Annotated in this window: 22 protein-coding genes; 4 read left to right on the forward strand and 18 right to left on the reverse strand. The window is 55.3% G+C overall.

Going from position 1 to position 26,237, the window contains the following annotated elements; genetic code table 11:
- Positions 1–45 precede the first annotated feature (45 nt).
- The 3 genes from M2418_RS14775 to M2418_RS14785 form a co-directional block, all read right to left on the reverse strand.
- Positions 46–786, reverse strand: coding sequence for a sugar transferase (locus M2418_RS14775; protein WP_259147526.1), 741 nt, complete (start codon positions 784–786; stop codon positions 46–48).
- 327 nt (positions 787–1,113) lie between these two features.
- A complete protein-coding gene (locus M2418_RS14780; protein ID WP_259147528.1) occupies positions 1,114–3,399 on the reverse strand; it encodes a transglycosylase domain-containing protein in 2,286 nt (761 codons plus the stop codon).
- 136 nt (positions 3,400–3,535) lie between these two features.
- Positions 3,536–3,994 (reverse strand): YbaK/EbsC family protein, encoded by a 459-nt coding sequence (locus M2418_RS14785; protein WP_259147530.1) that lies wholly within the window; start codon positions 3,992–3,994, stop codon positions 3,536–3,538.
- 445 nt (positions 3,995–4,439) lie between these two features.
- On the opposite strand from M2418_RS14785, the gene M2418_RS14790 reads away from it, so the two are divergent.
- A complete protein-coding gene (locus tag M2418_RS14790; RefSeq protein WP_192486987.1) occupies positions 4,440–4,646 on the forward strand; it encodes a cold-shock protein in 207 nt (68 codons plus the stop codon).
- Between the two features lie 446 nt (positions 4,647–5,092).
- Here M2418_RS14790 and M2418_RS14795 read toward each other — a convergent pair whose 3' ends face one another.
- Positions 5,093–6,349 carry a D-amino acid dehydrogenase gene (locus M2418_RS14795; RefSeq protein WP_259147533.1) on the reverse strand — a complete coding sequence of 419 codons (1,257 nt, stop codon included), beginning with the start codon at positions 6,347–6,349 and terminating at the stop codon, positions 5,093–5,095.
- A 7-nt stretch (positions 6,350–6,356) separates the two neighbouring features.
- The gene (gene alr, locus M2418_RS14800) at positions 6,357–7,523 is read right to left on the reverse strand and encodes an alanine racemase (protein ID WP_259147534.1); all 1,167 of its coding nucleotides are present in this window, start codon (positions 7,521–7,523) and stop codon (positions 6,357–6,359) included.
- Positions 7,524–7,652: 129 nt separating this feature from the next.
- Here alr and M2418_RS14805 point away from each other — a divergent pair, with 129 nt between their 5' ends.
- A complete protein-coding gene (locus M2418_RS14805; RefSeq protein WP_259147535.1) occupies positions 7,653–8,117 on the forward strand; it encodes an Lrp/AsnC family transcriptional regulator in 465 nt (154 codons plus the stop codon).
- Positions 8,118–8,175: 58 nt separating this feature from the next.
- Here the strand turns inward: M2418_RS14805 and M2418_RS14810 are convergent, their stop codons facing one another.
- The 9 genes from M2418_RS14810 to rimP form a co-directional block, all read right to left on the reverse strand.
- Complete coding sequence (locus tag M2418_RS14810; protein WP_259147536.1) at positions 8,176–9,195, reverse strand: class I SAM-dependent methyltransferase; 1,020 nt, start codon at positions 9,193–9,195, stop codon at positions 8,176–8,178.
- Positions 9,196–9,270: 75 nt separating this feature from the next.
- Positions 9,271–11,403, reverse strand: a complete 2,133-nt coding sequence (gene pnp, locus M2418_RS14815; protein WP_192486982.1) for a polyribonucleotide nucleotidyltransferase — start codon at positions 11,401–11,403, stop codon at positions 9,271–9,273.
- A 283-nt stretch (positions 11,404–11,686) separates the two neighbouring features.
- Positions 11,687–11,956 carry a 30S ribosomal protein S15 gene (rpsO, locus tag M2418_RS14820; RefSeq protein WP_192486981.1) on the reverse strand — a complete coding sequence of 90 codons (270 nt, stop codon included), beginning with the start codon at positions 11,954–11,956 and terminating at the stop codon, positions 11,687–11,689.
- A gap of 168 nt (positions 11,957–12,124) precedes the next feature.
- Positions 12,125–13,072 carry a tRNA pseudouridine(55) synthase TruB gene (gene truB, locus M2418_RS14825; protein WP_259147538.1) on the reverse strand — a complete coding sequence of 316 codons (948 nt, stop codon included), beginning with the start codon at positions 13,070–13,072 and terminating at the stop codon, positions 12,125–12,127.
- 9 nt (positions 13,073–13,081) lie between these two features.
- Positions 13,082–13,507: a 30S ribosome-binding factor RbfA gene (rbfA, locus tag M2418_RS14830; protein WP_259147540.1), complete on the reverse strand. Its 426-nt coding sequence runs from the start codon at positions 13,505–13,507 to the stop codon at positions 13,082–13,084.
- 75 nt (positions 13,508–13,582) lie between these two features.
- Entirely contained in the window at positions 13,583–16,333 is a 2,751-nt protein-coding gene (infB, locus tag M2418_RS14835; protein ID WP_259147542.1) for a translation initiation factor IF-2, read from the reverse strand.
- Between the two features lie 102 nt (positions 16,334–16,435).
- The gene (locus M2418_RS14840) at positions 16,436–17,125 is read right to left on the reverse strand and encodes an RNA-binding protein (protein ID WP_259147544.1); all 690 of its coding nucleotides are present in this window, start codon (positions 17,123–17,125) and stop codon (positions 16,436–16,438) included.
- Positions 17,122–18,726 carry a transcription termination factor NusA gene (nusA, locus tag M2418_RS14845; RefSeq protein WP_192486976.1) on the reverse strand — a complete coding sequence of 535 codons (1,605 nt, stop codon included), beginning with the start codon at positions 18,724–18,726 and terminating at the stop codon, positions 17,122–17,124. Before nusA ends, M2418_RS14840 begins: the two co-directional genes overlap by 4 nt.
- Before the next feature lie 66 nt (positions 18,727–18,792).
- Positions 18,793–19,383: a ribosome maturation factor RimP gene (gene rimP, locus M2418_RS14850; protein ID WP_259147548.1), complete on the reverse strand. Its 591-nt coding sequence runs from the start codon at positions 19,381–19,383 to the stop codon at positions 18,793–18,795.
- A 263-nt stretch (positions 19,384–19,646) separates the two neighbouring features.
- On the opposite strand from rimP, the gene M2418_RS14855 reads away from it, so the two are divergent.
- Entirely contained in the window at positions 19,647–21,275 is a 1,629-nt protein-coding gene (locus M2418_RS14855) for an MFS transporter (RefSeq protein ID WP_259147549.1), read from the forward strand.
- 16 nt (positions 21,276–21,291) lie between these two features.
- On the opposite strand, the gene M2418_RS14860 is transcribed toward M2418_RS14855, so the two are convergent.
- Positions 21,292–22,539, reverse strand: a complete 1,248-nt coding sequence (locus tag M2418_RS14860; protein WP_259148011.1) for a lytic murein transglycosylase — start codon at positions 22,537–22,539, stop codon at positions 21,292–21,294.
- Positions 22,540–22,652: 113 nt separating this feature from the next.
- The gene (gene recR / locus M2418_RS14865; protein WP_192486973.1) at positions 22,653–23,258 is read right to left on the reverse strand and encodes a recombination mediator RecR; all 606 of its coding nucleotides are present in this window, start codon (positions 23,256–23,258) and stop codon (positions 22,653–22,655) included.
- Between the two features lie 54 nt (positions 23,259–23,312).
- Here recR and M2418_RS14870 point away from each other — a divergent pair, with 54 nt between their 5' ends.
- On the forward strand, positions 23,313–23,927 hold the full coding sequence (locus M2418_RS14870) for an MOSC domain-containing protein (protein ID WP_259147552.1): 615 nt from the start codon (positions 23,313–23,315) through the stop codon (positions 23,925–23,927).
- 46 nt (positions 23,928–23,973) lie between these two features.
- Here the strand turns inward: M2418_RS14870 and M2418_RS14875 are convergent, their stop codons facing one another.
- A complete protein-coding gene (locus tag M2418_RS14875; protein WP_192486971.1) occupies positions 23,974–24,297 on the reverse strand; it encodes a YbaB/EbfC family nucleoid-associated protein in 324 nt (107 codons plus the stop codon).
- A 26-nt stretch (positions 24,298–24,323) separates the two neighbouring features.
- Positions 24,324–26,195 (reverse strand): DNA polymerase III subunit gamma/tau, encoded by a 1,872-nt coding sequence (locus M2418_RS14880; protein ID WP_259147556.1) that lies wholly within the window; start codon positions 26,193–26,195, stop codon positions 24,324–24,326.
- Positions 26,196–26,237: the final 42 nt, after the last annotated feature.

Raw genomic sequence — 26,237 nt, forward strand, 5'->3', positions numbered from 1 at the left:
CTAAAATAAAGGCGTCTTAAAAAATATCAGACAAAGGCCAAAAAATCAGAAGCCTTTGCCACCCTTGAGTTCGGACCACAAAGTTCCGAAAATAATTTTGATATCCAGCCACACCGAGAAATTGTCGACGTAGTAGATATCCGATGCGATACGGGCTCTTGCCTTGTCCGCACGGTCCGTCGGGCCACGAAGGCCACGCATCTGCGCAAGGCCGGTAATGCCCGGACGCACAGTGTGACGCTTGTGGTAGTTTGGTACGAGATCCTCATAAAGACGGCCGCCTGCAAACATGCCAATGGCATGGCAACGTGGTCCGACCAGCGACATGTCACCCTTCAGGACATTGATCAGCTGTGGCAGTTCATCAATGTTGGTCTTGCGCAAAATAGCGCCCATCTTTGTAACACGAGGATCATTTTTTACGGTCTGCGCGACACCCGTTGCGTCGCACAAATCTGTTCTCATTGAGCGGAATTTATAAACGCGGATTTTCTCTCCATTCATTCCCCAGCGAATCTGGGAGAAGAATACCGGCCCCTTGCTATCAAGTTTCACAAGAAGAGCGACGACACCAAGGAGTGGAGACAACATTAAGAGAGCAGAAAAAGCACCGAAGACATCAATAAGGCGCTTAACTGCAAACTGCAATTTCAGCATAGGTGTTTGTTCGACCTGATCATTTTCAAATAAAATATTTTGCGGCTCTAGAACAATACTACCAGACTGCTGAATCTCTTCGAACCCACCTGCGCGAGCCTCGCCAAGTCTAAACATCTTAATCCTCAATTAAAAAAATTTAGTACAGCAACTAAGCATTCCAATAATCATAAGTAATAATTCATTTACCCTGGAAAGTCATCAGAAATGGGGCAGCCAATGAAAAAACAAGCCTTAGGGTTAATTGAAGCGAGCCAAACGAGCGTTAGAAATTAGATATTGTTAATAAAAATCAAACCCTTAGAAAACCGATTGAAAAAATCAACCAAAACGCGAATTCTAAATTTCAAAGGCTGAATGAACGAATTCTGCCCAGGCGTCGGTAACATCTCTGGCAATCCCCCGGCACCAGGATGTCGCATTAAGAGACAAGACTCACTTGCGGCTTCCTGCCCGTCAATTTCCCATCAGAAAATCGAGAAGCGTCGTCTGTCGTGCTGGCTGAGGACCGCGTTGATCACTTGCTCCAACATCGGCAGGCGGCACCGGCCCATTTGAATAGGATGGCTCGCCCGGATAAGAGCGCTGCGGAATATCCATCGGCTGACCATTGGCCGAACCGACCTGCTCAGGTGGCATGCCTTGCGATGCCGGACGGTCACCGAAGGCGCCAGAGATAATGTCAGTTATAGACCCCGGCTGGTTTTCGTTGGGACGATCGGGTGGGAAAACCGGTTCATCGGTCACATAACCCTGACCAAACAATGGTGATGGGATCAGGCCCGCATGCGCGGCGGTCATGAAGTCATGCCATACTTTTGCAGGCAGGCCACCGCCGGTCACCTTCTTCATGGGTGTACCGTCATCATTGCCGAGCCAGATGCCTGTGGTCAGGTTGCTTGTGTAACCAACGAACAGTGCATCACGGAAAGACTGGGTTGTCCCGGACTTACCGGCCACCTGCCAACCCTTCAGTCTGGCGGCCTTACCCGTGCCTTCATCGACAACACGCGTCAGCATGCTGTTCATGGCAGCGACGATCGCCTCACTTAGAACACGTGGTGGATTATCATATTTGTTTTCATAGAGGACGTTGCCGTCCATGTCAGAAATGCGTTTGACGATATGAGGCGTGGCCTTGTAACCGCCATTCATGAAAGGCGCATAGGCTGCCGTCAGTTCTGTCAGAGAGACTTCCGAAGTCCCGAGTGCAATCGAGGCATTGGCTTGCAACTGGGATTCGATGCCCAGACGATGCGCCACTTTGGTCACATGGTCAGGGCCGACCTCCATCACCAATTGCGCGGCGATGGTATTGAGTGATTGTGCCAGAGCGGATGACAGCGTCACCTCGCCCCTATATTTCTGGTCATAGTTCTCAGGCGTCCAATTGCCGATGCGAACCGGACCGTCATTACGGATGGAGTTGGGACGCAGACCGGCTTCCAGAGCTGCCACATAAACGAATGGCTTGAAGGCCGAACCCGGTTGACGTTTGGCTCTGGTTGCGCGGTTAAACTGGCTGTCAGCGTAGCTTGCGCCACCGACCACTGCACGAATGGCGCCGGTACCATCGATCGCCGCCAGAGCGGCTTGCGAAACGCCGAGCTTCTTTCCTTCGGAAGCCAATGCCTTAGTAATGGCCTCATCAGCCTTTTCTTCAAGGCCGAGATCAAGGGTGGTATCGACAACCAGATCCTGCTTCACCTCACCGACCAGCGAGCGGACCTCATCGATCACCATGTCGGCAGCGTAGTGCTGGGCACCCGACCAGAAATGTTTGGCCTTGGTTGGCGGCTGCGACATCGCCGTCGCGCTTTCGCTATCGGTGATGTAACCTTCCTCGCGCATGGCAGAGAGAACGATCTGCGCTCGTTCTTCGGCGGCTTGCGGATCTCGCGCAGGCGACAGACGGGACGGCGCCTTCAGGAGGCCAGCCAGAAGAGCCGCTTCTCCAAGATTTACATCCCGTGCAGACTTGTTGAAGTAACGGCGGGATGCGGCCTCGACACCATAGGCATTCGAGCCGAAATAAACGCGGTTCAGATACATCGCAAGAATCTGGTCCTTGCTGTATTTTTGCTCCAGCCAGAACGACAGCAGCACTTCCTGTACCTTGCGCTCAAGCGTGCGCTCTTGGGAGAGGAACAAGTTCTTGGCAAGCTGCTGGGTTAGTGTGGAGCCACCTTGTACCATACGCCCCGAGGTCACGTTGGTGACCACGGCACGCGCCAAACCGAGCGGGTCAACACCAAAGTGCGAATAGAACCGCCGGTCTTCAATAGCCATGACCGCCTGCGGTATGTAAGGAGACATGTCCTCAAGCGCGACAGCTTCACCGCCGGTAGTGCCACGGTTGGCAATGACTTCGCCATCAACGGAAACGATCCTGACATTCGGTGGTCTCTCAGGAATAGACCAGGTGCTGGCAGCAGGCATGCGTGCACCATAATAAAGAACCAGACCCGCGACGGCGATGCCGCCCCAGATACCCAGCACCACACACCAGTAAAACAGGCGCCTGACCAGACGGACCAACCCGCCTGACTTGGCGATCTTTACAGGTGCAGCTTTGCTCTTTCTGGATTTTTTGGGTGTGGCTGCAGTAGCGGCGGTTTTGCGGCGAACGGCGGAGTTTCCGGCAATGCGGTCGCCAGCATCAAGGCGCATCTCTTCATCTTCGAGCTCATCATCCTCGAATGAAGGTTCTATTCTGCGACCTGATTTGCTTTTGCCTGCCATATGGCCGAAACCACTCCTGATACGATAAACCCTTGCAAACGGGCGTGTTTCGACGCTCGATCTGCATTTCATTCGAATGAGAATAAAATACGGCGATTTAAGGTGCGGTTAAACTCACGGGCCTACCAACTTTATGTTATTGGCAGACATCAACCCATTGGGCCTTGGTGAGCGATGCCATCAGGTCCGGCGAGATGCGGACCGCAGCATTGGTGGCGCCTGCGGCAGGCACAACTTCCTGATAGTTCTTCAACGACACATCGCAATAAACCGGAACATCCGTGGCAAGGCCAAACGGGCATACGCCACCGACCGGGTGGCTGGTGACGGCCACGACCTCTTCCGCATCCAACATGCGGGGTTTAGCTTGAAACTGCTCACGGAACTTCTTGTTATCAAGTCGCCTGGTTCCGGCTGTTACAACCAAAAGAATAGTCTCACCGGCACGCAGACAGATCGTTTTAGCAATCTGATCCGGCTCCACACCATGCGCCTCAGCAGCGAGTGCCACCGTTGCGGAGCTTTTCTCCGTCTCGATGACGGTGATATCAGGGGATCTGGAAGCGAAATATGTACGGACCGATTCAATGCTCATGCTTAAATGATAGGCGGCCGATTGAGTAATGGCAATAGAACAACCCCCAGCCATGCGCTTAATGCAAAGCTGCGCTGCAATCATGTGGCTGTATTTTGTGCGGGTTTCCGGTACATTTAAATCATCGACGCGGCGCACTCCTCCTCCCAGCGCCCGCCGATTTGGACTGACAATACTCCTCCTCCCAATTGTCAGTCAGTTTCAAGAACCCGGTGCACCTCCTCCCGCACCGGGTTTTTGCTTTTCAAGCCTTTGACAAACTTTCCTTTCTCTTGACAAGCAACTGCAAAGCCAATTATGTCGGCGCCATCGATATTTGTTTGACGACCAGACTTCGGCGCCGCATAGACGCAAACGACGATCTTTTTTCTGCAAATTCGACCAACTGCTCTCGAAAGGACTATTTTTCGAGGCTAATTCAATTTGCCAACGGAAGGAAATCGTTATGGCAACTGGTACAGTTAAATGGTTCAACTCGACCAAGGGTTACGGATTCATTCAGCCTGACGACGGCACACAGGACGTATTCGTACACGTTTCTGCTGTTGAGCGCGCTGGCATGAACGGCCTCAAGGATGGCCAGAAGATCACCTACGAACTGGTTCAGGACCGTCGTTCGGGCAAGATGTCTGCAGACAACCTGCAGGCTTAATAAGCTTTCAGTTTTTTGCACACGATTAAAGGCCGGTTTTACCGGCCTTTTTTATTTGCGTTATATTTCAGATTGCAAAAGTTGTTTTATTTTAGCAGGCCTTGAAAAAGCCCTTATGCGACAGCATATAAGGATCACATGTATTTCACACGTCGCTCACGGCACAAGAATACTGCATTCGCTGCCTTGACATTAACTTGATGTTAACCAATTGGCGCGAGGATGTGAGCAACGAGACGAAAACCTCAGGTTGTCGTTCAGAAATACAAAATCGCTTCGCCATGACCACGGATGTACTGGCATGAAGCAAAGCGGTTGTGAAAGGTCGGGCTTGCCCGGCCTTTTTGTTTTATGTGCTCTCTGCATAGATAAACGGGGCCTTCGGATATCATCCTGAAAGCCCCGTTTGCATAATCTCTTATTCACTCGGCTCTATACCGAGGCCCTCAACGGCCGTAGCGGGAAATCGAAAGATCGGCCGTCTCAATGTCTGGTTTTTGACCGCTGATCAAATCAGAAAGAACGCGGGCGGAACCACAAGACATGGTCCAGCCGAGAGTGCCATGACCGGTATTAAGATACAGGTTTCCATAACGGGTCTTACCGATAACCGGCGTACCATCTGGTGTCATCGGGCGTAGGCCCGACCAGAACAGGGCCTGCGACTGATCTCCTGCCCCGCCAAACAGATCTTCCACGGAATGGGTCAGAGTTTCTTTGCGTGCCTGGGGCAGATCATTGCTGAAACGGGCGATTTCCGCCATGCCGCCCACACGGATGCGCGAGCCCAAGCGGGTAATGGCAACCTTGTAGGTTTCATCCATGACGGTCGAAACAGGTGCCCGTGCTTCATTGATGATCGGCACGGTAATCGAATAGCCCTTCACTGGATAAACTGGCAGATTAAGGCCGAGTGGCTTGACCAGCGCCGGTGAGTAGCTGCCAAGGGCCGCGACAAACACGTCAGCTTCAATCCGGCCCTTGGAAGTTTCAACTGCCTTGACGACCGAACCTTCTGTGACCAGACGATGGATGGCCGTATCGTAGAGGAAGGTAACGCCAGCCTGCTCGGCCAGCTTCGCCAACTCCGTGGTGAACATGTAGCAATCGCCGGTCTCGTCGCCTGGCAGGCGCAGACCACCCACAATCTTGTCGCTCGAAGGTGCAAGGCCTGGCTCAACTGCCACGCATCCCTTGCTGTCGAGTATTTCAAACGGCACGCCGCCCGCCTTCAGGACGGCGACGTCCTTGGCAATGCCATCAAACTGCTTCTGGGTGCGGAACACTTCCAATGTGCCCTGCGTGCGGTGGTCGTACTGAATGCCGGTTTCATCACGGAGTGCCATCAAGCAATCGCGGCTGTATTCGGCAATCCGCACCATGCGACCCTTGTTGGTCGCATACCGAGCTGCCGTGCAGTTGGACAGCATCTTCAGCATCCAGCTCCATGTTGCTGCATCCAGCGTCGGGCGCACGATCAACGGGGCATGTTTCATGAACAGCCATTTCAGCGCCTTCATCGGAATACCTGGCGCTGCCCAAGGCGATGAATAGCCGGGCGAGATTTCGCCGGCATTGGCGAAGCTGGTTTCCAATGCCGCGCCTGACTGCCGGTCAATAACCGTTACCTTATGCCCTGCCTTGGCAAGGTACCACGCAGATGTCACGCCGATAACACCGGCTCCAAGGATCGTAATATTCATGCCATTCTCACGCATTGGGGGCACGGTCAGTCAAAGCTGCTGCGGCGTCCCGAGGTTGGATGTATTTTCTCTGATAACGACGGCCAAGGCTCGTCAAAATTTCATATGCAATGGTACCGGCATCATCGGCCACGTCTTCGAGACTCTGCTGCGGCCCAATCACTTCAACGAGTGAACCGTGCTGCAAGGTTCCCTCCGGCAAAGCGGATATGTCGACAATGATACTATCCATCGACACGCGTCCGACAATCGGCAAGCGCTGGCCATTAAACCACACCGCTCCGCTGTTACTCAAAGACCGTGGCAGCCCATCCGCATAACCGGCCGCCAGTGTCGCCAGACGCATCTCTTCCTTCGAAACGAAGGAACCGCCATAACCAACCTGTGAGCCTGCGGGCACGATGCGGGTTTGCACCACAGCGACCTGAAGCCCAACAACCGGCTTCATGGGATTTGGTGGCACCACCGACGGTGCACCGCCGTAAAGTGCAATACCTGGCCGCATCAGGTGGTTGTGATATCCGCTACCGAGAAAGATACCGCCGGAATTTGAAAAGCAGATTTTGGCATTCGGCAGGCCAAGTGCCGCTTCCAACATGACCGTCAGCTGCGCCGCATTGGCGAGGTTTTCCGGCTCATCAGCGCAGGCAAGATGGCTCATGATATAATCAATGCGCAGGCCCGAAACACGGCTTTGGTCCTTCACCAGGATTTCAAGTTCTTCCGGCGGCAGGCCTAGACGGCACATGCCGGTGTCGACCTGCAGGATTGCTGGCAGCGTCTTGCCGATGCTGGTTGCGAAGTCGGACCATTGCGCGACCTGCGCCAAAGAATTGAGAACAGGCGTAATATCGAACGCTTCACAGCTTGCTTCATTGCCGGGCTGCAACCCATTCAGCACGTAAAACCGTGCGTCCTGTGCAATCAGTTTGCGAAGGCTGATAGCCTCGTCGATATGCGCAACGAAAAAGTCACGACATCCGGCGGCGTATAGCGTGGTCGCGACATGGTCCGCGCCCAGCCCATAGGCATCTGCCTTCACCACGCCAGCCACGGCACTTGCTGGTGCCTGCGTCTGCAAAAACCGGTAATTGTCGAATAGAGCGCCGAGATCGATTGTCAGCCAACCGCTTGCATTACCGCTCGCATGTGTGCGGCTGATTTGCATGTTCATTATCGTTCACCCTCATTATTAATGAAGGATGGTAATGCACGTATTGTCGAATTTTCCGGCGATGATGTGTTGATTATTCAGATTGTTGCTATTTATTGAAACAATCTGCGACGAAATGAAAGAAACCACATGTCAGGACTCGATGCGATAGACCGGCATATCATCAGGGCGCTGCGCGCCAATGCGCGCATCAGCAACACCAAACTTGCAGAAGCCGTTGGTTTGTCACCCTCGGCATGCCTGCGCCGCATCAATATTCTGGAACAGTCCGGCGCAATCCGTGGCTACACGGTGCTGACGGGCAATACATCGGGCGAAGAAGGTATTGCGGTTATCATTCAGATAACCCTTGATCGACAAACGGAAGACTATCTCAACCGTTTCGAAGTGGCAGTGCGCAAACACTCTGAAATTCGCGAGTGTTTTTTAATGACCGGCGGGGCCGATTATTTCGTGCGGGTGGAAATTGAAAGCGCCGGTGACTTTGAGCGTGTCCACAAGGACATTCTGTCAAAGTTACCCGGCGTTTCACGTATTCATTCGAGCTTTGCGATCCGCAATGTGCTGGCATCGCAAAAAGTCAGAAAGTCCTGACATCAAAAAATCCCGCAAAACCATTGCTTTCGGTTTTGCGGAACATCTTGTTTGTCTCTTACTTCTGTGCGCTCAGGATCTTGAAGCGGGAGTTACGGCATACTTCACCGCTTGTTTTGAATTCGCCGGCAAGAATGGTCTCATAGGGAAGACCACGGTTGGCAACCATCAGCAGCTTGCCACCATTGCGCAGAGCACCTGCCGCTGCCTTGATCAGTGCCTGACCCAAGGCAGGCTCAGCCGCCTGTCCACCTGCATGGAAGGGCGGATTCATGATGATCAAGTCGTATTTCTCTTTTGGTGGCTCAGCAGCAAGATCCTGCCAGAAGAAACGTGTCGTCAGTTTCGGGCAATTTTCTTCGAGATTGGTCTTGGCGAATTCCAATGCATTCCAGTCTGCTTCAAACAAATCGATACGGGCGGTGCGCGGAGACTTCTCGGCGAGCATGACCGAGAGATAACCCCAGCCGGCGCCAAAATCTGCGGCATTGCCATCAAAATCGGTTGGCAGGCGCGATGCCAGCAATTCGGAGCCATCATCGATACGATCATGCGAGAACATGCCCGGCATCGCCGTGAACCGTCCATCAACCGTGACGGCCTCATGCTTCAGTTTCGCAACGTAAGCAGTCACCTCTTCGGGACGCTTAAACCACACTGCAATGCCATGATATTTTGGTGTGGATTCGACTTCTACACCCAGCTTCAACAGCATCTTGCGCATGGTGGCGATGCCATCTTCTTTCGAACCGGCAATCACGATTGTGCCGCCTGCCTTGACGCGTTCAAGCGCTTCGGCAACGCGGTTTTCATTTTCACCACGGTGTTTGCCGCACAGGATAAGCGCCGCATCGAACGCCTCGCCTGACAGGTCGGGTGTGACATTGGCATGTTCTGCCTGCAAGGCGCGGTAAAGCGGACGAAGGCTCTGAACCGCAACAATCTCGGCATCAAATCCTTCGAGCCTTGGTGCGCCGGCTTCGGCTCCAAGAAACAGTACGCGTTCACCCTGCGCAGGTGCTTCGACCATGCCTGCGGCGAACGGGTGGAACAGGGTTTTGACGGCGTCACGGCTCATATTTGCGACCTTTTTGAAAATAGAAAAAAGGCGCGGAAATCTTCCGCGCCTCGATATCGGAAAGAAACGAAGGCCTTATTCGGCTGCTTCGCCGTCCTTCTTCTCGGCTTCCTTGCCAGTTGCCTGATCGACAACCTTCATGGACAGGCGAACCTTGCCACGCTCATCAAAGCCCATCAGCTTTACCCAAACCTTGTCGCCTTCCTTGACGACGTCGGAGGTCTTGGCAACGCGCTCGGAAGCGAGCTGCGAGATGTGAACCAAACCATCACGTGCGCCGAAGAAGTTAACGAATGCACCGAAGTCAGCAGTCTTGACGACTGTGCCTTCGTAGATTGCGCCGACTTCCGGTTCTGCAACGATAGAGTGGATCCACTTGCGAGCAGCTTCGATTTCCTTGCCGGAAGAAGAAGCGATCTTCACGGTGCCATCGTCTTCGATGTTGATTTTTGCGCCGGTCTTTTCAACGATTTCGCGGATGACCTTGCCGCCCGAACCGATAACTTCACGGATCTTGTCGACCGGAATGTTCATCACTTCGATGCGTGGAGCAAATTCACCAAGCTGGCCGCGGCTTTCTGTGATGGCGTTGGCCATCTCGCCGAGGATGTGCTTGCGACCGCCCTGAGCCTGCTCGAGAGCAACCTTCATGATCTCTTCGGTGATACCGGCGATCTTGATGTCCATCTGAAGCGAGGTGATGCCGTCCGCAGTACCCGCAACCTTGAAGTCCATGTCGCCGAGGTGATCTTCGTCGCCGAGGATATCGGAGAGAACCGCAAAACGGTCGCCTTCGAGGATAAGGCCCATGGCGATACCAGCAACTGGCTTGGCCAGAGGAACGCCAGCGTCCATCAGCGCGAGCGATGTGCCGCAAACGGTTGCCATCGAGGAAGAACCGTTGGACTCAGTGATTTCAGAAACCACACGCAGTGTGTACGGGAACTGCTCAGCGGTTGGCAGCATTGGGCGGATTGCGCGCCATGCCAGCTTGCCGTGACCGATTTCACGACGGCCTGGGGAACCCATGCGGCCAGTTTCGCCGACCGAGTAGGGCGGGAAGTTGTAATGCAGCAGGAAGCGTTCCTTGTACATGCCGGTCAGGCTGTCAACATACTGCTCGTCTTCGCCGGTGCCGAGTGTGGCAACAACGATCGCCTGCGTTTCGCCGCGTGTGAACAGCGCCGAACCGTGGGTACGTGGCAGAAGGCCAACTTCCGAAATGATCGGACGAACGGTGGACAGGTCGCGGCCGTCGATACGGCTCTTGGTGTCCAGAACGTTCCAACGAACGATCTTGGCCTGGAGGTGCTTGAACACTGCGCCAATTTCTTCGGCTGTGTACTTTGCTTCGCCTTCTTCCGGCAGGAAGTGAGCCTTGACCTTTGCCTTCACTGCGTCGACAGCAGCGTAACGTGCAGCCTTTTCAGTGATCTTGTACGCGGTGCGCAGTTCTGCTTCGGCAAGGCCGAGCATTTCTGTTTCGAGCGCGGAGAAATCTTCCGGTTCGAATTCGCGTGGTTCCTTGGCAGCAACTTCAGCCAGCTTGATGATGGCGTCGATAACTGGCTGGAAGCCCTTATGGCCGAACATGACGGCGCCGAGCATGATTTCTTCGTTGAGTTCCTTTGCTTCGGACTCAACCATCAGAACTGCGTCCTGCGTACCGGCGACAACCAGATCGAGAACAGACTCGTCCATCTCGTCAAGGTGTGGGTTCAGTACGTATTCGCCGTTGATGTAACCAACGCGCGCGCCACCGACCGGGCCCATGAAAGGAACGCCAGAAAGTGTCAGCGCAGCAGAAGTTGCGACCATCGACAGGATATCAGGGTTGTTTTCCAGATCGTGCTGGATAACGGTCACGACAACCTGCGTGTCGTTCTTGTAGCCTTCAGGGAAAAGCGGACGGATTGGACGGTCGATCAGGCGCGAAACCAGTGTTTCGTTTTCGCTTGGACGACCTTCGCGCTTGAAATAGCCGCCTGGGATTTTACCGGCAGCATAGGTCTTTTCCTGGTAGTTTACGGTCAGCGGGAAGAAGTCCTGGCCTGGCTTTGGAGCCTTGGCAGAAACGACTGTCGCGAGAACCATGGTCTCGCCGTAGGTTGCGATGACGGCGCCGTCAGCCTGACGGGCAACTTTGCCTGTCTCAAGCTTGAGCGGGCGGCCTGCCCATTCGATTTCCACGGAATGTTGCTTGAACATATTTTGTCCTTAACTGTCGCTGCGAAATTGTTTCGTCTTCGCAGCTACGACACATCACGGGCAAGACAACTGGAGGCTTTGTTCATTGCAACGTCATCGGCGTTGCAAAAGCATCCGGCAATCCTGCCCCATGACAGGTCATCGGTTGTTTCAGACGGCACCGGCCCATCCGGCCCATCTTCCTGTTCCCCGGCGATACCTGTGTGGTATTCGGGGCATAGTCCGGCAGACTGCCGGATAGAAAAACCGGCGGGCATCGAACCGATGACCCGCCGGATTTTTTTTAGCGGCGTACACCAAGAGCTGTGATCAGCTTTGTGTAACGGGCTTCGTCTTTCTTCTTGAGATAATCAAGAAGCGAACGGCGGCTCGAAACCATGGTCAGAAGGCCACGACGTGAGTGGTTGTCCTTCTTGTGACCCTTGAAGTGTTCCGTCAGATTGTTGATCCGCTCCGTCAGAATTGCGACCTGAACTTCAGGCGAACCTGTGTCGCCTTCAACGGTTGCGTATTCCTTGATAAGGGCGGCTTTGCGCTCTGCAGTAATCGACATCGTACGATCCTTTCTATTGTCTAAGGAAAATCGGGACGCCTAGAGCCGGGATGTCGTCCAGCTCTGGCCATTCATTGGCAAAAGGCAAAAGCCTTAAGCTGGGGCTGCCTATAAACCATCTGCAGCACAAAGAAAAGGGGCGATTACGCGCCCCCCTCCTGCATGGTCTTATCCGAAAACCCGCTTGGGCCGGAACTCTCCCTGCCCGATTTCACCGATGGCAACCAGTTTGCCACGTGCCATGGCATAGGCCTCGGGGTGATCGGCCGGGGCATCACGGCCGCGCAGCAGAATTGGATTGCCCATCTTCAGGCGATGCGCCTGATCATCACTGATGACCAGTTGTGGCAGCGACGACAGGGCTTCAGCCGTATCGATCAGGAAGGCATCGAGAGCTGCAAGCCGCTCATCACGATCTTCAACCGCCTCAAACTCGATAAGCTTTGCAAGCGGCACCATGACGTCTTCACCAAAGGGTGCAACCATGGTGCGACGCAGTTCAGAGATATGCCCGAAACAGCCAAGATCGCGGCCCATGTCGCGCGCCAGTGCACGCACATAAGTACCCTTGCCACATTCCACTTCAAAATGCGCATGGTTGTTATCGGTAACAGCAAGCAAGCTCAGACGATAAATCTCGACTTCGCGTGCCGGAATTTCGACGGTTTCGCCTTCACGTGCCAGATCATAGGCGCGCTCGCCGGCAATCTTGATGGCCGAAAACTGCGGCGGTGTCTGAAGAATAGTACCGGTATATTTTGCCAGAAGGTCACGGATCGCCTGTTCTTCCGGACGAGCTTCGGAACTTTCGACCACTTCGCCTTCAAGGTCGTCGGTTGCGCGTTCTTCGCCCCACGTCACCGTGAATTCATAAATTTTGCGGCCATCCATGACATATGGCACAGTCTTGGTTGCATCACCGAGGGCGATCGGCAACATGCCGGACGCCAAGGGATCAAGCGTTCCCGCGTGACCGGCCTTCTGGGCGTTAAACAGCCACTTGATTTTGGAAACAGCCTCGGTTGAACCGAAATCCAACGGCTTGTCGAGAATAAGCCAGCCGGAAATCGGGCGGCCCTTGGGCTTGCGGTGTTGTGGTTTACGCTGTTTGGACATGCCGTATTTCTATTCTTCGTCTTTATCTTCGGAGACTTTGCCTGCAGACGCTCCAAGATCACGACTGACTTCCGGCGAGCGCAACAGCGCATCGATCTTCTGGTAATTGTCAAAACTCGTATCATCCCGGAAACGCAGTTCCGGCATGTACTTCATCTGTCGCAATTGCGCGCCGAGACGACCACGAATATATTTCGCGTGCCGGTTCAAAGCGTCAATCGTCTGGGTGTGATCAGCAACGCCAAGCGGCGTCACATAGGCAGTTGCCATTTTCAGATCAGGTGACATCCGCACTTCTGAAATCGATACGACCGTCTTTTCCAAGAGATCGTCGCGGACTTCACCACGTTGCAGGACGTGAGTTATTGCGGCGCGCACCTGTTCGCCAACGCGCAACATGCGCTGTGACGGGGCGGAAGAAGTTGCTTTTACCATTTTATTAGCCTCAAACGGAGCGAGCGCCGACTAACCGGCGCCCGTCACATTTTCTAGTCGTTTCGAGCAGCGAACTTAGAGCGTTCTGATGATATGCTCTACGCGGAAGCACTCGATCGTATCGCCTGCACGGATGTCTTCGTAATTTTCGAAGGCCATACCGCACTCCTGACCGACCGGCACTTCGCTGACTTCGTCCTTGAAGCGCTTGAGCGTCTTGAGCTTGCCTTCGTGGATAACAACGTTGTCGCGTACCAGACGTACACCGGCACCACGCTCGACCTTGCCTTCGACAACACGGCAACCGGCAACCTTACCGACCTTGGTGATGTTGAACACTTCCAGAATTTCTGCGTTACCGAGGAAGGTTTCGCGACGTTCTGGCGAGAGCAGACCGGACATTGCTGCCTTAACGTCATCTACCAGATCGTAGATGATGTTGTAGTAGCGGATCTCAATGCCAGCACGTTCCGAAGCCGTACGGGCCTGGGCATTTGCGCGGACGTTGAAGCCGATGATTGCAGCGTTGGATGCCTCGGCAAGCGAGATATCCGATTCCGTGATCGCACCGGCGCCTGAATGCACGATACGGGCACGCACTTCGTCAGTACCGAGCTTGTCGAGCGATGCAATAATCGCTTCGACCGAACCCTGCACGTCAGCCTTGATAACCAGCGGGAACTCTTTCAGTCCCGAAGTCTGAAGCTGGCTCATCATCTGTTCGAGCGAACCGCGCTGACCCGTCTGACGGGCAACAGCCTTGTCGCGTGCCAGACGCTGACGGTACTCGGAAATTTCACGAGCACGGCTTTCGTTTTCAACAACCGCGAAACGGTCACCAGCAGATGGCGTACCGGACAGGCCGAGGATTTCGACAGGCATAGCCGGACCGGCTTCCTTGACGTGTTCACCCTTGTCGTTGACGAGAGCGCGGACACGGCCCCACTGGTCGCCAGCCACAATGATCTGACCCGGACGCAGTGTACCCTTCTGAACCAGAACGGTCGCCACGGCACCACGGCCACGGTCAAGTTCTGCTTCAATAACGGTACCTTCCGCCGTACGGCTTGGATCAGCCTTCAGGTCAAGAATTTCGGCCTGCAAAAGCACGGCTTCAAGCAGTTTGTCGAGGTTGAGCTTGTTCTTGGCCGAAACTTCGACGTCCAGAACTTCACCACCCATGGATTCAACGAACACTTCATGTTGCAGCAACTGCTGGCGAACCTTTTCAGGATTTGCCTCGTGTTTGTCGATCTTGTTGATTGCAACGATGATCGGAACACCAGCTGCCTTGGCATGGTTGATCGATTCAATGGTCTGCGGCATCACGCTGTCATCAGCAGCAACCACCAGGATGGCGATATCGGTTGCCTGTGCACCACGTGCACGCATCGCGGTAAATGCGGCGTGACCTGGGGTGTCGATGAAGGTGATCTTGTGACCGTTCTGTTCAACCTGATAGGCGCCGATATGCTGGGTAATACCACCGGCTTCGCCTGCAACAACGTTCGCCTTACGGATCGCGTCGAGCAACGAGGTCTTACCATGGTCAACGTGACCCATGATGGTAACGACCGGAGGACGTGGCAGCATTTCACCTTCGTCATCAGCCACGTTGAAGATACCTTCTTCAACGTCGGATTCCGAAACGCGCTTAACCGTGTGACCGAATTCGCCAGCGATCAGTTCTGCCAGATCGGCGTCGATGACGTCGCCCGGCTTCATCATCTGGCCTTCCTTCATCAGATACTTGATCACGTCAACGGCCCGTTCGGACATACGCTGCGACAGTTCCTGAATGGTAATGGTTTCCGGCAGAATGACTTCGCGCGTAATCTTTTCGCGGGTTTCCTGCATCTGGCTGCGACGGAACTTCTCCTGACGACGACGCATCGAGGCCAAGGAGCGGCCGCGCTTTTCTTCGTCAAGACCGGCAGCAGTCACAGTCAACTTGCCACGACGGCGTTCATCTTCTGTCTTCAGACGTGCAGCAGGCTTGGCGGGAACCGGCGTGGCAACCTTACCACGGACAGGCATGCCCGGACCACGGCGCACACCACGATCATCATCGTCGCTGGTGTTTGGACGACGGACACGTGCTGCAGCGTTCGGAGCTGGTTCTTCATTTGCAGGAACAGGGCGTGAGCCTTGCGGACGAGCGTCCGGGCGGGCTGCCTGTGGTGCAGCGGCAGGGCGTGGAGCAGCAGACTGCGGCTTTTGTTCAGCCACGGCAGCCTGCGCTGCAGCGGCCTTGGCAGCAGCAGCTTCTTCAACTGCACGACGTGCAGCCTCTTCACGCTCTTCAGCGATACGGCGTTCTTCTTCCACCTTGCGGCGGGCTTCATCTTCAGCGCGCTGCTTGGCTTCAACCACGTCACGAGCCTGCGCTTCCATCAGCGCGCGGCGACGGGCTTCCATTTCACCGGCCGACAGATCGTGCAGAACATTGCCACGCGGACGATCAGGCTGGCGCGATGGCTGGCTCTGCTGACCCGGGCGGTTCTGCTGCTGGTTCGGACGGTTTGGCTGCTGTCCGGAAGATGGCTGGTGAATGCGTGGCGCAGGCGCCGCAGGCTGTTGCTGCGGACGTGCGGCAACTGGTGCTGCCGGTGCCGCTGGCTTGGGAGCCGGTGCAACCGCTACTGGAGCCTGCTTTTCGTCTTCAGGACGCGAGGGACGACGCTTGCGTGTTTCCACTACAACCGCGTTGGTGCGACCTCGACCCATATCCTGACGCACAGTACCCTGACTCATCCCGCTCGGCTTGAGAGTGAGAGTCTTTTTGGGCTGTGCGTTGAGTGTCTTGTCGTCGTTGTTGTCGGTCATTCCGTTCCCGTTCCTTCGGACGCAGGCCGGATGACAAACATCAGGCCCCGTCGTTCAATTGCTGTATCCGAAACACAGCGTCGACCTTAGCCGATAACCGCGTCATTCTTCATTCCGGCCAGCGCCGCCTTCTGCCCCGGACTGACCGCCATCGCGATACCTTAGGAGCATGTTTGCGCGCTTCACTACACCCTCACCTGCCTGCCCTGCAAGCACGCAAGCGTGGATAAAAGCATTCTGACCCATCAACTCGTCCATTTCTGCCGTAGTAAACGGCCGAATGGACGGTATTGCTGCCTCGGTTTCCATTCCGAGATGCCAGGCCGTCCGGGCCTGGTTTATTTTTCGAACGCCGTCCGGCGCCGCATCGGCGGCATGGAAGACGGCAAGGGCTGCACCGGAACGCACAGCCGCATCGACTTTTGTTGCGCCGGTAATGAATTGGCTGGCCTTACGGGCCAGGTTCATCATTCCGGCAAGCTGTTGCACCAGAAGCCTGTCAACCATGTCGACAAGCTCAGGGCCAGCCTTCACTTCCTTTTTGAAAGCGCGCGCGAAGAGCTTCTTCGCGATTGCTTTCTCCACATATTGCCGCTCGGCCTTCACCCAGCAGCCGCGACCCGGCAGTTGACGCTTGATATCCGGGACGACAACGCCGTCAGGACCAAGTGCAAACCGGATCAAATCATCTGGCTTGTCGCTCTCGCGGGTCACAATGCACATGCGACCGTTGATAGCGCCGAAGCCGTCATCCTCGATGACGGCATCCGACTGGCGTAACTTGCCACTCATTCCTGTTCAGCGGCGTCTGCCTCCTCCTCAGCAGGCTGCTGGGCATCCAGGTCTTCCTGGGTGATCCAGCCAGCGAGCAGACGAGCCTGAACAACCATGTTTTCAGCTTCAACGCGCGAAACATCGAGCTTCGAGAAGATACCCTCGAACTTCTTGGTCTCACCGTCCTTGCGTTCACTCCAACCAATCAGGTCGTCAGCAGCGCAACCGGCAAAGTCTTCAACGGACTTGATGCCATCTTCACCGAGAGCAACCATCATCTGCGATGTCAGACCTTCGATCTGCAGCAGTTCGTCGGAAACGCCGAGTTCCTTGCGCTTGGCATCCATTTCCGCTTCGACGCGCTCAAGATATTCGCGTGCACGGGTCTGGATTTCGTTTGCAGTGTCTTCGTCGAAGCCGTCGATAGAGGCGATTTCGTCGAGGTCGACATAGGCAAGCTCTTCAACCTGGGCAAAGCCTTCGGATGCCAGAACCTGACCGACCATTTCGTCAACGTCGAGTGCATCCATGAACAGGTTGGTGCGCTCGTTGAATTCCTTCTGGCGGCGCTCGGATTCTTCCTGCTCCGTCATGATATCGATATCCCAGCCGGTCAGCTGCGATGCCAGACGTACGTTCTGACCACGGCGACCAATGGCCAGCGACAGCTGCTCATCAGGAACCACAACTTCGATACGCTCTGCATCTTCGTCGAGAACGACCTTGGCCACTTCAGCAGGCTGCAAGGCGTTGACGATGAAGGAAGCCGGATCCTGGCTCCACGGAATGATGTCGATCTTTTCGCCCTGCAGCTCACCAACAACCGCCTGAACGCGGGAACCGCGCATACCAACGCAGGCGCCGACCGGATCGATCGAGCTGTCGCTGGAGATAACGGCGATCTTGGCGCGCGAACCCGGGTCACGGGCAACCGACTTGATCTGGATGATGCCGTCGTAGATTTCCGGCACTTCCATGGTGAAAAGCTTGACCATGAACTGTGGATGGGTACGCGACAGGAAAATCTGCGGGCCACGCTGTTCGCGACGCACGTCGTAAACATAGGCACGAACGCGGTCACCGTAACGCATGTTTTCACGTGGAATCATCTCGTCACGACGGATTATGCCTTCGCCACGGCCCAGATCAACGATGACATTGCCGTATTCAACGCGCTTCACGGTACCGTTGACGATCTCGCCGATACGATCCTTGAACTCGTCGAACTGACGGTCACGCTCGGCTTCACGCACCTTCTGCACAATAACCTGCTTGGCAGACTGCGCAGCAATACGACCGAAGTCCATTGGTGGCAGCGGATCAGCAATGAAGTCACCGATCTTGGCATCCGGATTGCGATCACGCGCCAGTTCCAGCGGGATCTGCGTGGAATAGTCTTCGGCCTTTTCGACAACCTCGAGAAGACGCTGAAGGCGAATTTCACCGGTCTTGGAATTGATATCCGCACGAATGTTGGTTTCAGAACCATAACGCGAGCGGGCAGCTTTCTGGATGGCGTCTGCCATCGCGGCAAGCACGATTTCGCGGTCGATAACCTTTTCGCGTGCCACAGCATCGGCGATCTGCAAAAGCTCAAGCCGGTTTGCACTCACTGCCATTTGTTCGTCTCCGTAAGTCGCATGATTGCGTTAGCTGCCCCCTCTTTGAAGGGCATTACGTTGGAATTATTCTTCGTCGTTTTCTTCGTTCTGGTTGGCTGCAGCCGCTTTCGCCTGCTTGTCAGCCTTCAATGCGTCACGAATGAGATCATCGGTCAGCACCAGCTTTGCGTCAGAAAGAGCATTGAACGGAATAACAACCGTCGGCTCTTCGCCGTAGGCAATCTGATCACGCTCTAACGTAAAATCGTCCGCACCGATTTCGGCAATCTTGCCGCGGAACCGCTTGCGGTTATCAACCAGGATCGATGTTTCGATCTTTACCAGATGACCCTGCCAGCGCGAGAAGTCGGACTTGCGCACCAGCGGTCTGTCGATACCCGGTGAGGATACTTCCAGATGATACGCCTTTTCAACCGGGTCTTCTACATCCAGAACCGGAGAAACCGCCATTGAAACTGCTTCGCAGTCCTCAACGTTCATCGTTCCATCCTGACGCTCAGCCATAATCTGGAGCGTTGAGCCATTTTGGCTGGAAAGTCGCACTCTGACAAGAACGAAACCCATGCCAGTCAGAACAGGCTCGACAATGTCGGCAATCCGACGATCAACCCCTGTTTCAACGATAAGCCGTGGCTCGGTAGTGTATTCCGACATATGCGTCTTTCCGGTCCGTTTTCTCAACTGGGACCACTTAACGAAAAAGAGCGGAGCCTTGCGGCTCCACTCTTCATCAAGTGATCAAGAATTTGAACCGTATATAACCCGTCATCCCCGCAATTGCAAGGACGGCGGCAGAAAGGCAGTGGATATTGCCATTTGTCACAATTTAACCGCTTCCACACTTCAAACGGTGGCATCCTTCATTTGTGTGTTTATACTCACACAAAACAACTCACATCAAAATTACTGGACAGGCCGTGCCGGACCGGAAATCGCCTCTTGCTCCCCTTAGACACCAGACCTATCGAACCATCTGGATAGCCAGCCTCGCATCCAATTTCGGCGGCCTTATTCAGGCTGTCGGTGCAGCTTGGATGATGACGTCCCTGTCCAGTTCGGAGAACATGATCGCGCTGGTTCAGGCCTCGACCTCGCTGCCGATCATGCTGTTCTCGCTGATATCAGGCGCGCTTGCCGACAGTTTCGACCGTCGCCGCATCATGATTTCCGCGCAGTTCCTGATGCTTGTTGCCTCGGTGATGTTGACGGTGTTCGCCTGGCTCGGCTGGCTGTCACCATGGCTGCTGCTGTTTTTCACCTTCATGATCGGCTGTGGTACCGCCCTCAACAACCCGTCCTGGCAGGCATCGGTTGGCGAAATGGTGCCGCGTGAAGATTTGCCGGCCGCCGTGACACTCAACAGCGTGGGTTTCAACATTACCCGCAGTGTGGGACCGGCAATCGGTGGTGCCATCGTTGCCGCAGCAGGTGCTGCAGCAGCTTTTCTTGTCAATTCACTCAGCTATTTCGCGCTGATCTACGCCCTGATGCAGTGGAAACTGCCGGCACCGACCTCACAATTGCCTCGAGAACATCTGGGTGCCGCTATCTCTTCCGGTATGCGTTATGTGGCGATGTCACCCAACATTGGCAAGGTGCTGGTACGCGGTTTTCTATTTGGCCTGTCAGCCAGTGCCATCCTGGCCCTCATGCCCGTTGTGGCGCGTGACCTCGTACAGGGCGGAGCATTGACTTACGGCGTGATGCTGGGCGCTTTCGGTCTCGGCGCTATTGGCGGTGCGCTGATCAGTGCGCGGTTGCGCGAGGCACTTTCCAGCGAATGGATCGTGCGTGTTGCCTTCCTCGGTTTTGCCTTTAGTTCCGGCATGACGGCCATCAGCACCAACGCCATACTCACGAGCCTCGCGCTTACCATAGCAGGTGCCTGCTGGGTGCTGGCGCTATCACTGTTCAACACTATCGTGCAGCTTTCGACGCCGCGCTGGGTGGTTGGACGTGCACTTTCTCTCTATCAGACCCTGACCTTTGGCGGCATTGCACTGGGCAGTTGGGTCTGGGGTGCGCTGTCGGAAATCCATGGTGTTTCCTTTGCCCTTCAGCTTTCCTGTCTTCTGATGCTGTTTGGCGTGCTTGTCGGCTATTTCCTGCAGATGCCAGCCTTCGCTTCGCTGAATCTCGATCCGCTGAACAGGTTTGTCGAACCGCCTCTGCGCCTCGACATCAAACCACAGAGCGGTCCCATCGCCATTCTCATCGACTATGAAATCGACGATTCGGACCTTCCGGAGTTCATGGCGCTGATGACCGAGCGCCGGCGTATCCGCATTCGTGACGGGGCACGTAACTGGAACCTGATGCGCGATCTGGAAAACCCTGACATCTGGACGGAAAGCTACCATGTTCCGACATGGGTGGAATATGTGCGGCATAACCACCGCCGCACCCAGGCGGATGCGGAGGCCTGGGATAAGCTGTTGACGCTGCATCGTGGCGACAAACGTCCTCGCGTTCATCGCATGATCGAACGCCAGACCATTCCGCCAACCGATGACATCTTTCACAAGGCCCACACCGACCATCATTGATGGTCGGCTTGATGGGTCAGCGCAGCTTGGTTTTCAGGGTTTCGTCCGGAAAACAGGTCGGCGCGATATTGGATTTCGATTGCCAGTCACCGAGAGAGCGACGGGTTTTGAAACCAGCCAGTCCATCCGCCTTGCCAACGTCATAACCCTTGGCAACCAGTGCCTTCTGCATGGCCAGCACATCTGAGCGCAGCATCGAACCAACCGCCCCCCATTCACCGCGGAACGGACCGGCATTATAAGCGATGCGGTCTGCAAGATTACCAATGAACAGAGCGTAGAGGTCGGAGTTGTTATACTCCTTGATGACATAAAAATTCGGTGTCACCAGAAACTCTGGGCCGTGGCGGCCCGCGGGTACCAACATCATGCCAGCAGCATCCAGATCGTTCGACGGAAAGCCCTTGCCGCTAATGCGAGTGATGCCCATCGATGCCCATTGTTTGACGGGTTTGGCCAGATCCGGACCTTCCTGCGCGCAACTGACATTGGCGGGGATGGAGACTTCAAAACCCCAATCGCGGTTTCGTTGCCAGCCCTTCTTGGCAAGGTAATTGGCAATCGATGCCAGACTGTCGGGCACCGAGTTCCAGATGTCGCGACGGCCGTCTCCGTCAAAATCGACCGCATATTCAAGGTAGCTGGACGGCATGAATTGCGGCTGCCCAAGGGCTCCGGCCCAGGACCCCATCATACGGTCGGCAGCAACATCTCCGCTATCGACGATATGCAAGGCGGCAATCAATTCATTGCGGAACATGTCCTTGCGGGTCGACATGTAAGCCTTCGTCGCCAGCACATCGATGACGGAATGCGGCAGCTTGGCACGGCCAAATCCGGACTCCCTGCCCCAGACGGCAACGAGAACTGAAGCAGGCACCCCATAGGTCTGCTCGATACGGCGCAGCGTCGAGGCATGGGTTGAGGCTAGCCCACGGCCGGTTGATGCCAAGGCCTGCAGGCGTTTTTCCGAGAAATAAGCTCCCGGGGATGAAAACTCGGCCTGGCTCTGGCTTTGTTCCTTCGGCGGTTTTTGTCCGGGGATGACCAGATCCGGCAGCTGCCAGTTGATGGAGATGCCGTTCAATGTGCGTTCAAGCGTCTTTTGGGAGACCCCAGCCTTGCGGGCTTGCGGCCAGACTTCCTTTCTCAGCCAGGCATTAAACTCCGCGTCATAACGGGCCGCAGCAGCAGCTGGCGGTTTTGCCGTCTGTGCATTGGCAGCCGATGACAGAACCAATGGAAAAACGGTGGCGGCAAGCATGGAAAGCCATCTGGTTTTCATTTTCTCTCCCAATAAATCAGCTCCGATGCTTCTCGGAAATTTACGGCATATATGTGCCTGAACGCAGGATTTTTACCCGCCGGGACCGGATTTCAGATCGTCGTGCGCGCCCTGAGGGCTGCAGTCAGCGTACCCTCATCCAGATAGTCCAGCTCTCCACCCACCGGCACGCCATGCGCAAGGCGCGTAATCTTGACGGGCAAACCCGCCAGTCTATCGGTGATATAATGCGCAGTTGCCTGCCCCTCGACGGTGGCGTTGACGGCAATGATGATCTCACGAACTTTTTCATCATTGGCGCGGTCGATGAGACCGATAATGTTCAGGTCTTCCGGACCAACTCCGTCCAGAGGCGAAAGTGTACCGCCTAGAACGTGATAGGCAGTGTTCATAGCACTTGCACGCTCTAGCGCCCATAGATCAGACACGTCTTCGACCACGATGATGACTGAATGGTCGCGGCGATCGTCTGAGCACACGGTGCATGGATCAATCGTATCGACATTGCCGCAGCAGGAGCAGATCTTTACCTTGTCATAGGCCTCACCCATGGCATGACCAAGCGGGCCGAGCAGTTGCTCTTTTTTCTTGATAAGATGAAGCGCTGCGCGACGAGCGGAACGCGGACCTAGTCCCGGCACTTTTGCCAGAAGCTGGATCAGTTTTTCAATTTCAGGACCAGTGACTCGTTTTGCCATAAGCATTCTCTACTGCATAAAAGAGACAACGGGAATCAGGAGCGAAAGCATCCCATGAAAATTCAGGCCATTTGCCTAGCCGATGCACAGATCCTGCCGGGCAAAACCAGCAAGACCGGTATATTCAAACACCCGGTGAACGGTGCGGTGATGGTCGATCGTGAAGGCCTTGTCGGTGATGCTGTCTGCAACCGCAAACATCACGGCGGACCGGATCAGGCCATTTATGCCATGGGCTCGGCCGATCTCGATTACTGGTCTCGTGACCTTGGTCTGACCGTTGAACCGGGATTTTTTGGCGAAAACCTCGTCATCGATGGCATCGACAGCGCAAAACTACATGTCGGCGACCGGTTGACGATGCAAGAGGTCGAGTTGGAAGTGACCGCAGCGCGTATTCCCTGCGCCACCTTGTCTGCCCGCATCGGTGATCCAGACTTTGCACCACGCTTCAAGGCAGCAGGCCAGCCGGGCTTTTATTGTCGCGTACTGAAAGGTGGTTTTCTGCAGGCTGGTGAAGCGGTAGAATTCACGCCCTATCAGGGCACAAAACTGCCGATCCCCGTTGTGCTTCAACGTTTCCGGCCAAGTCGCCTGAGCGAGCAGGAACGGATTGCCTATCTCGACACGCCGCTTGCATCCCGTTTCCGCGCCATGCTGGAAAGCTGAAGCGGCTTTTGCAAAACCGCTTCACGCATATCGGATCAATGACGTTTTAGAATGGGAACTTCATGCCGGGCGGCAGTGGCAGACCGGCGGTCAGACCAGCCATCTTTTCCTGCGCCTGGGCTTCACCCTTCTGTTTTGCATCCTTGTGGGCTGCAACAATCAGGTCTTCAAGGATTTCAACTTCGTCTTCCTTGAACAGCGAAGGATCAACCTTCACACCACGCATTTCGCCTTTGCCGTTCAGAATAACGGTCACCAGACCGCCACCGGATTTGCCTTCGATTTCAAGGGCGGCAATTTCTTCCTGCACCTTTTCCATCTTGGCCTGCATTTCCTTGACCTTGCCCATCATACCCATGATGTCACGCATGTCGTAACTCCTTGAATTGCTTACTTTCAGAATTCGATGTCGTCGCCCGGCAGAATATCACCTTCACTGGATTCAACGACCGCTGGCGGTGGAATATTCTCGTTATCGTCAGGCAATAGGGCGCGAATGCGCACGTCGGTGATTTTTGCACCGGGATATTGTGAAAGGATCGCCATGATGTCCGGATCCTGGCGTGCGTCGAGCATACGAGCCGTGCGCGCATTGCCTTCGGCTTCAACCAGCGTCGGTTGCCCCTGCTCCTTGCTGAGGCTGACAATCCAATGAATGCCAGTCCATTCCTTGAGCTTTACACCCAGTTCACCTGGCAAGGTTCCCGGCGCGCCCTCACCCAGACGGATATCGAGCTTGCCCGGCTCTAGTCGTACGCCGTGCACGAAGTTGCGCACCTTGGCTTTCATCACCGGATCGCGGTTCTTGCCGCAGAGATCAGCAATATCCTGAATGGAATTGACGGGAACGCTTGGTTCCGGACGTTCTTCCGTGCGGGGTGCTACGACCTGCATATCCTGCGGGCGGCTATCCGGCACTGCACGCAGCATTGCGGTTGGTGCGGGTGATACCTGCCGCTGAGGTGCCGCCATCGATTGGGCCGAGGCGACCGCCTGGACGGATGAATAGGACGCACGTGCGCCACCACCATTGCCGCCGCCGGATGGCATTGGCGAACCATTGCTTTCGCCAGCAGCGATATCATGCAGACGGCGCGCAGCATCCTCCGGTGATGGAAGATGCGCAGCGTGGGTCAGGCGGATCAAAACCATTTCTGCCGCACCGGCAGGCCGCGACGAGTTTTCCGTTTCCGGAATGCCCTTGAGCAGCATCTGCCAGATGCGCGACAAGGCAGACACGGCAACGCCCTGCGCAAATTCGCTGCCGCGGACACGTTCGATTTCCGACAGCGACGGATCGTCGGCGGCATCGGGAATGTATTTCAGTCGCGTGACGAGATGAGTGAAATCGGCAAGATCATTCAACACGACAACTGGGTTTGCACCTGCTTCATACTGGCTGCCAAATTCCGACAGAGCAGCAGCGACATCGCCTTTCATGACGTGGCTGAACAGATCGACGATACGGGCGCGGTCGGCAAGACCCAGCATGCCACGGACAGCGTCCGCCTCAACGCGGCCGCCACCATGGGCAATTGCCTGATCCAGCAAAGACAAACCATCACGCGCCGAGCCTTCGGCCGCACGCGCAATCATTGACAATGCCTCAGCTTCGGCTTCGATGCCTTCCTTGCCGGCGATGGTCGTGAACAGGCCGACGAGATCTGCTGCACTGATTCGGCGCAGGTCGAAACGCTGACAGCGCGACAGAACGGTGATCGGTACCTTGCGAATTTCCGTCGTCGCAAAAATGAATTTTACATGCTCAGGCGGCTCTTCAAGCGTCTTTAACAGGCCGTTAAAGGCCTGCGTGGACAGCATGTGAACTTCGTCGATGATGTAAACTTTGTAGCGCGCCGAGACCGGGCGGTAACGCACCTGCTCAATGATTTCTCTGATGTCGTCGATACCGGTATGAGAGGCGGCATCCATTTCAATCACGTCGACATGGCGGCCTTCCATGATCGCCTGACAATGTTCGCCGGGTAAGCGCAAGTCGATTGTCGGGCGGTCAATTTCCGGTGTCTTGTAATTCAGTGCGCGTGCCAGAATGCGGGCCGTGGTCGTTTTGCCAACCCCACGAACGCCGGTCAGCATGTAAGCCTGCGCAATGCGGCCGGTTTCGAACGCGTTGGTCAGCGTGCGAACCATCGGCTCCTGGCCGACCATCAAATCAGAAAAATCCTTGGGGCGATATTTTCGTGCAAGAACGCGATAGCCAGCCGTTGGCTGCGAATCGGTTCCTGCTTTTTGTTCGCTATCGCTCATTGCCCTCGCCAGCTTTGCGTTTTGGCCTGTTTTACGGGCATA

It is taken from the genome of Rhizobium sp. BIGb0125, assembly GCF_024810055.1.
Classification (GTDB): domain Bacteria; phylum Pseudomonadota; class Alphaproteobacteria; order Rhizobiales; family Rhizobiaceae; genus Agrobacterium.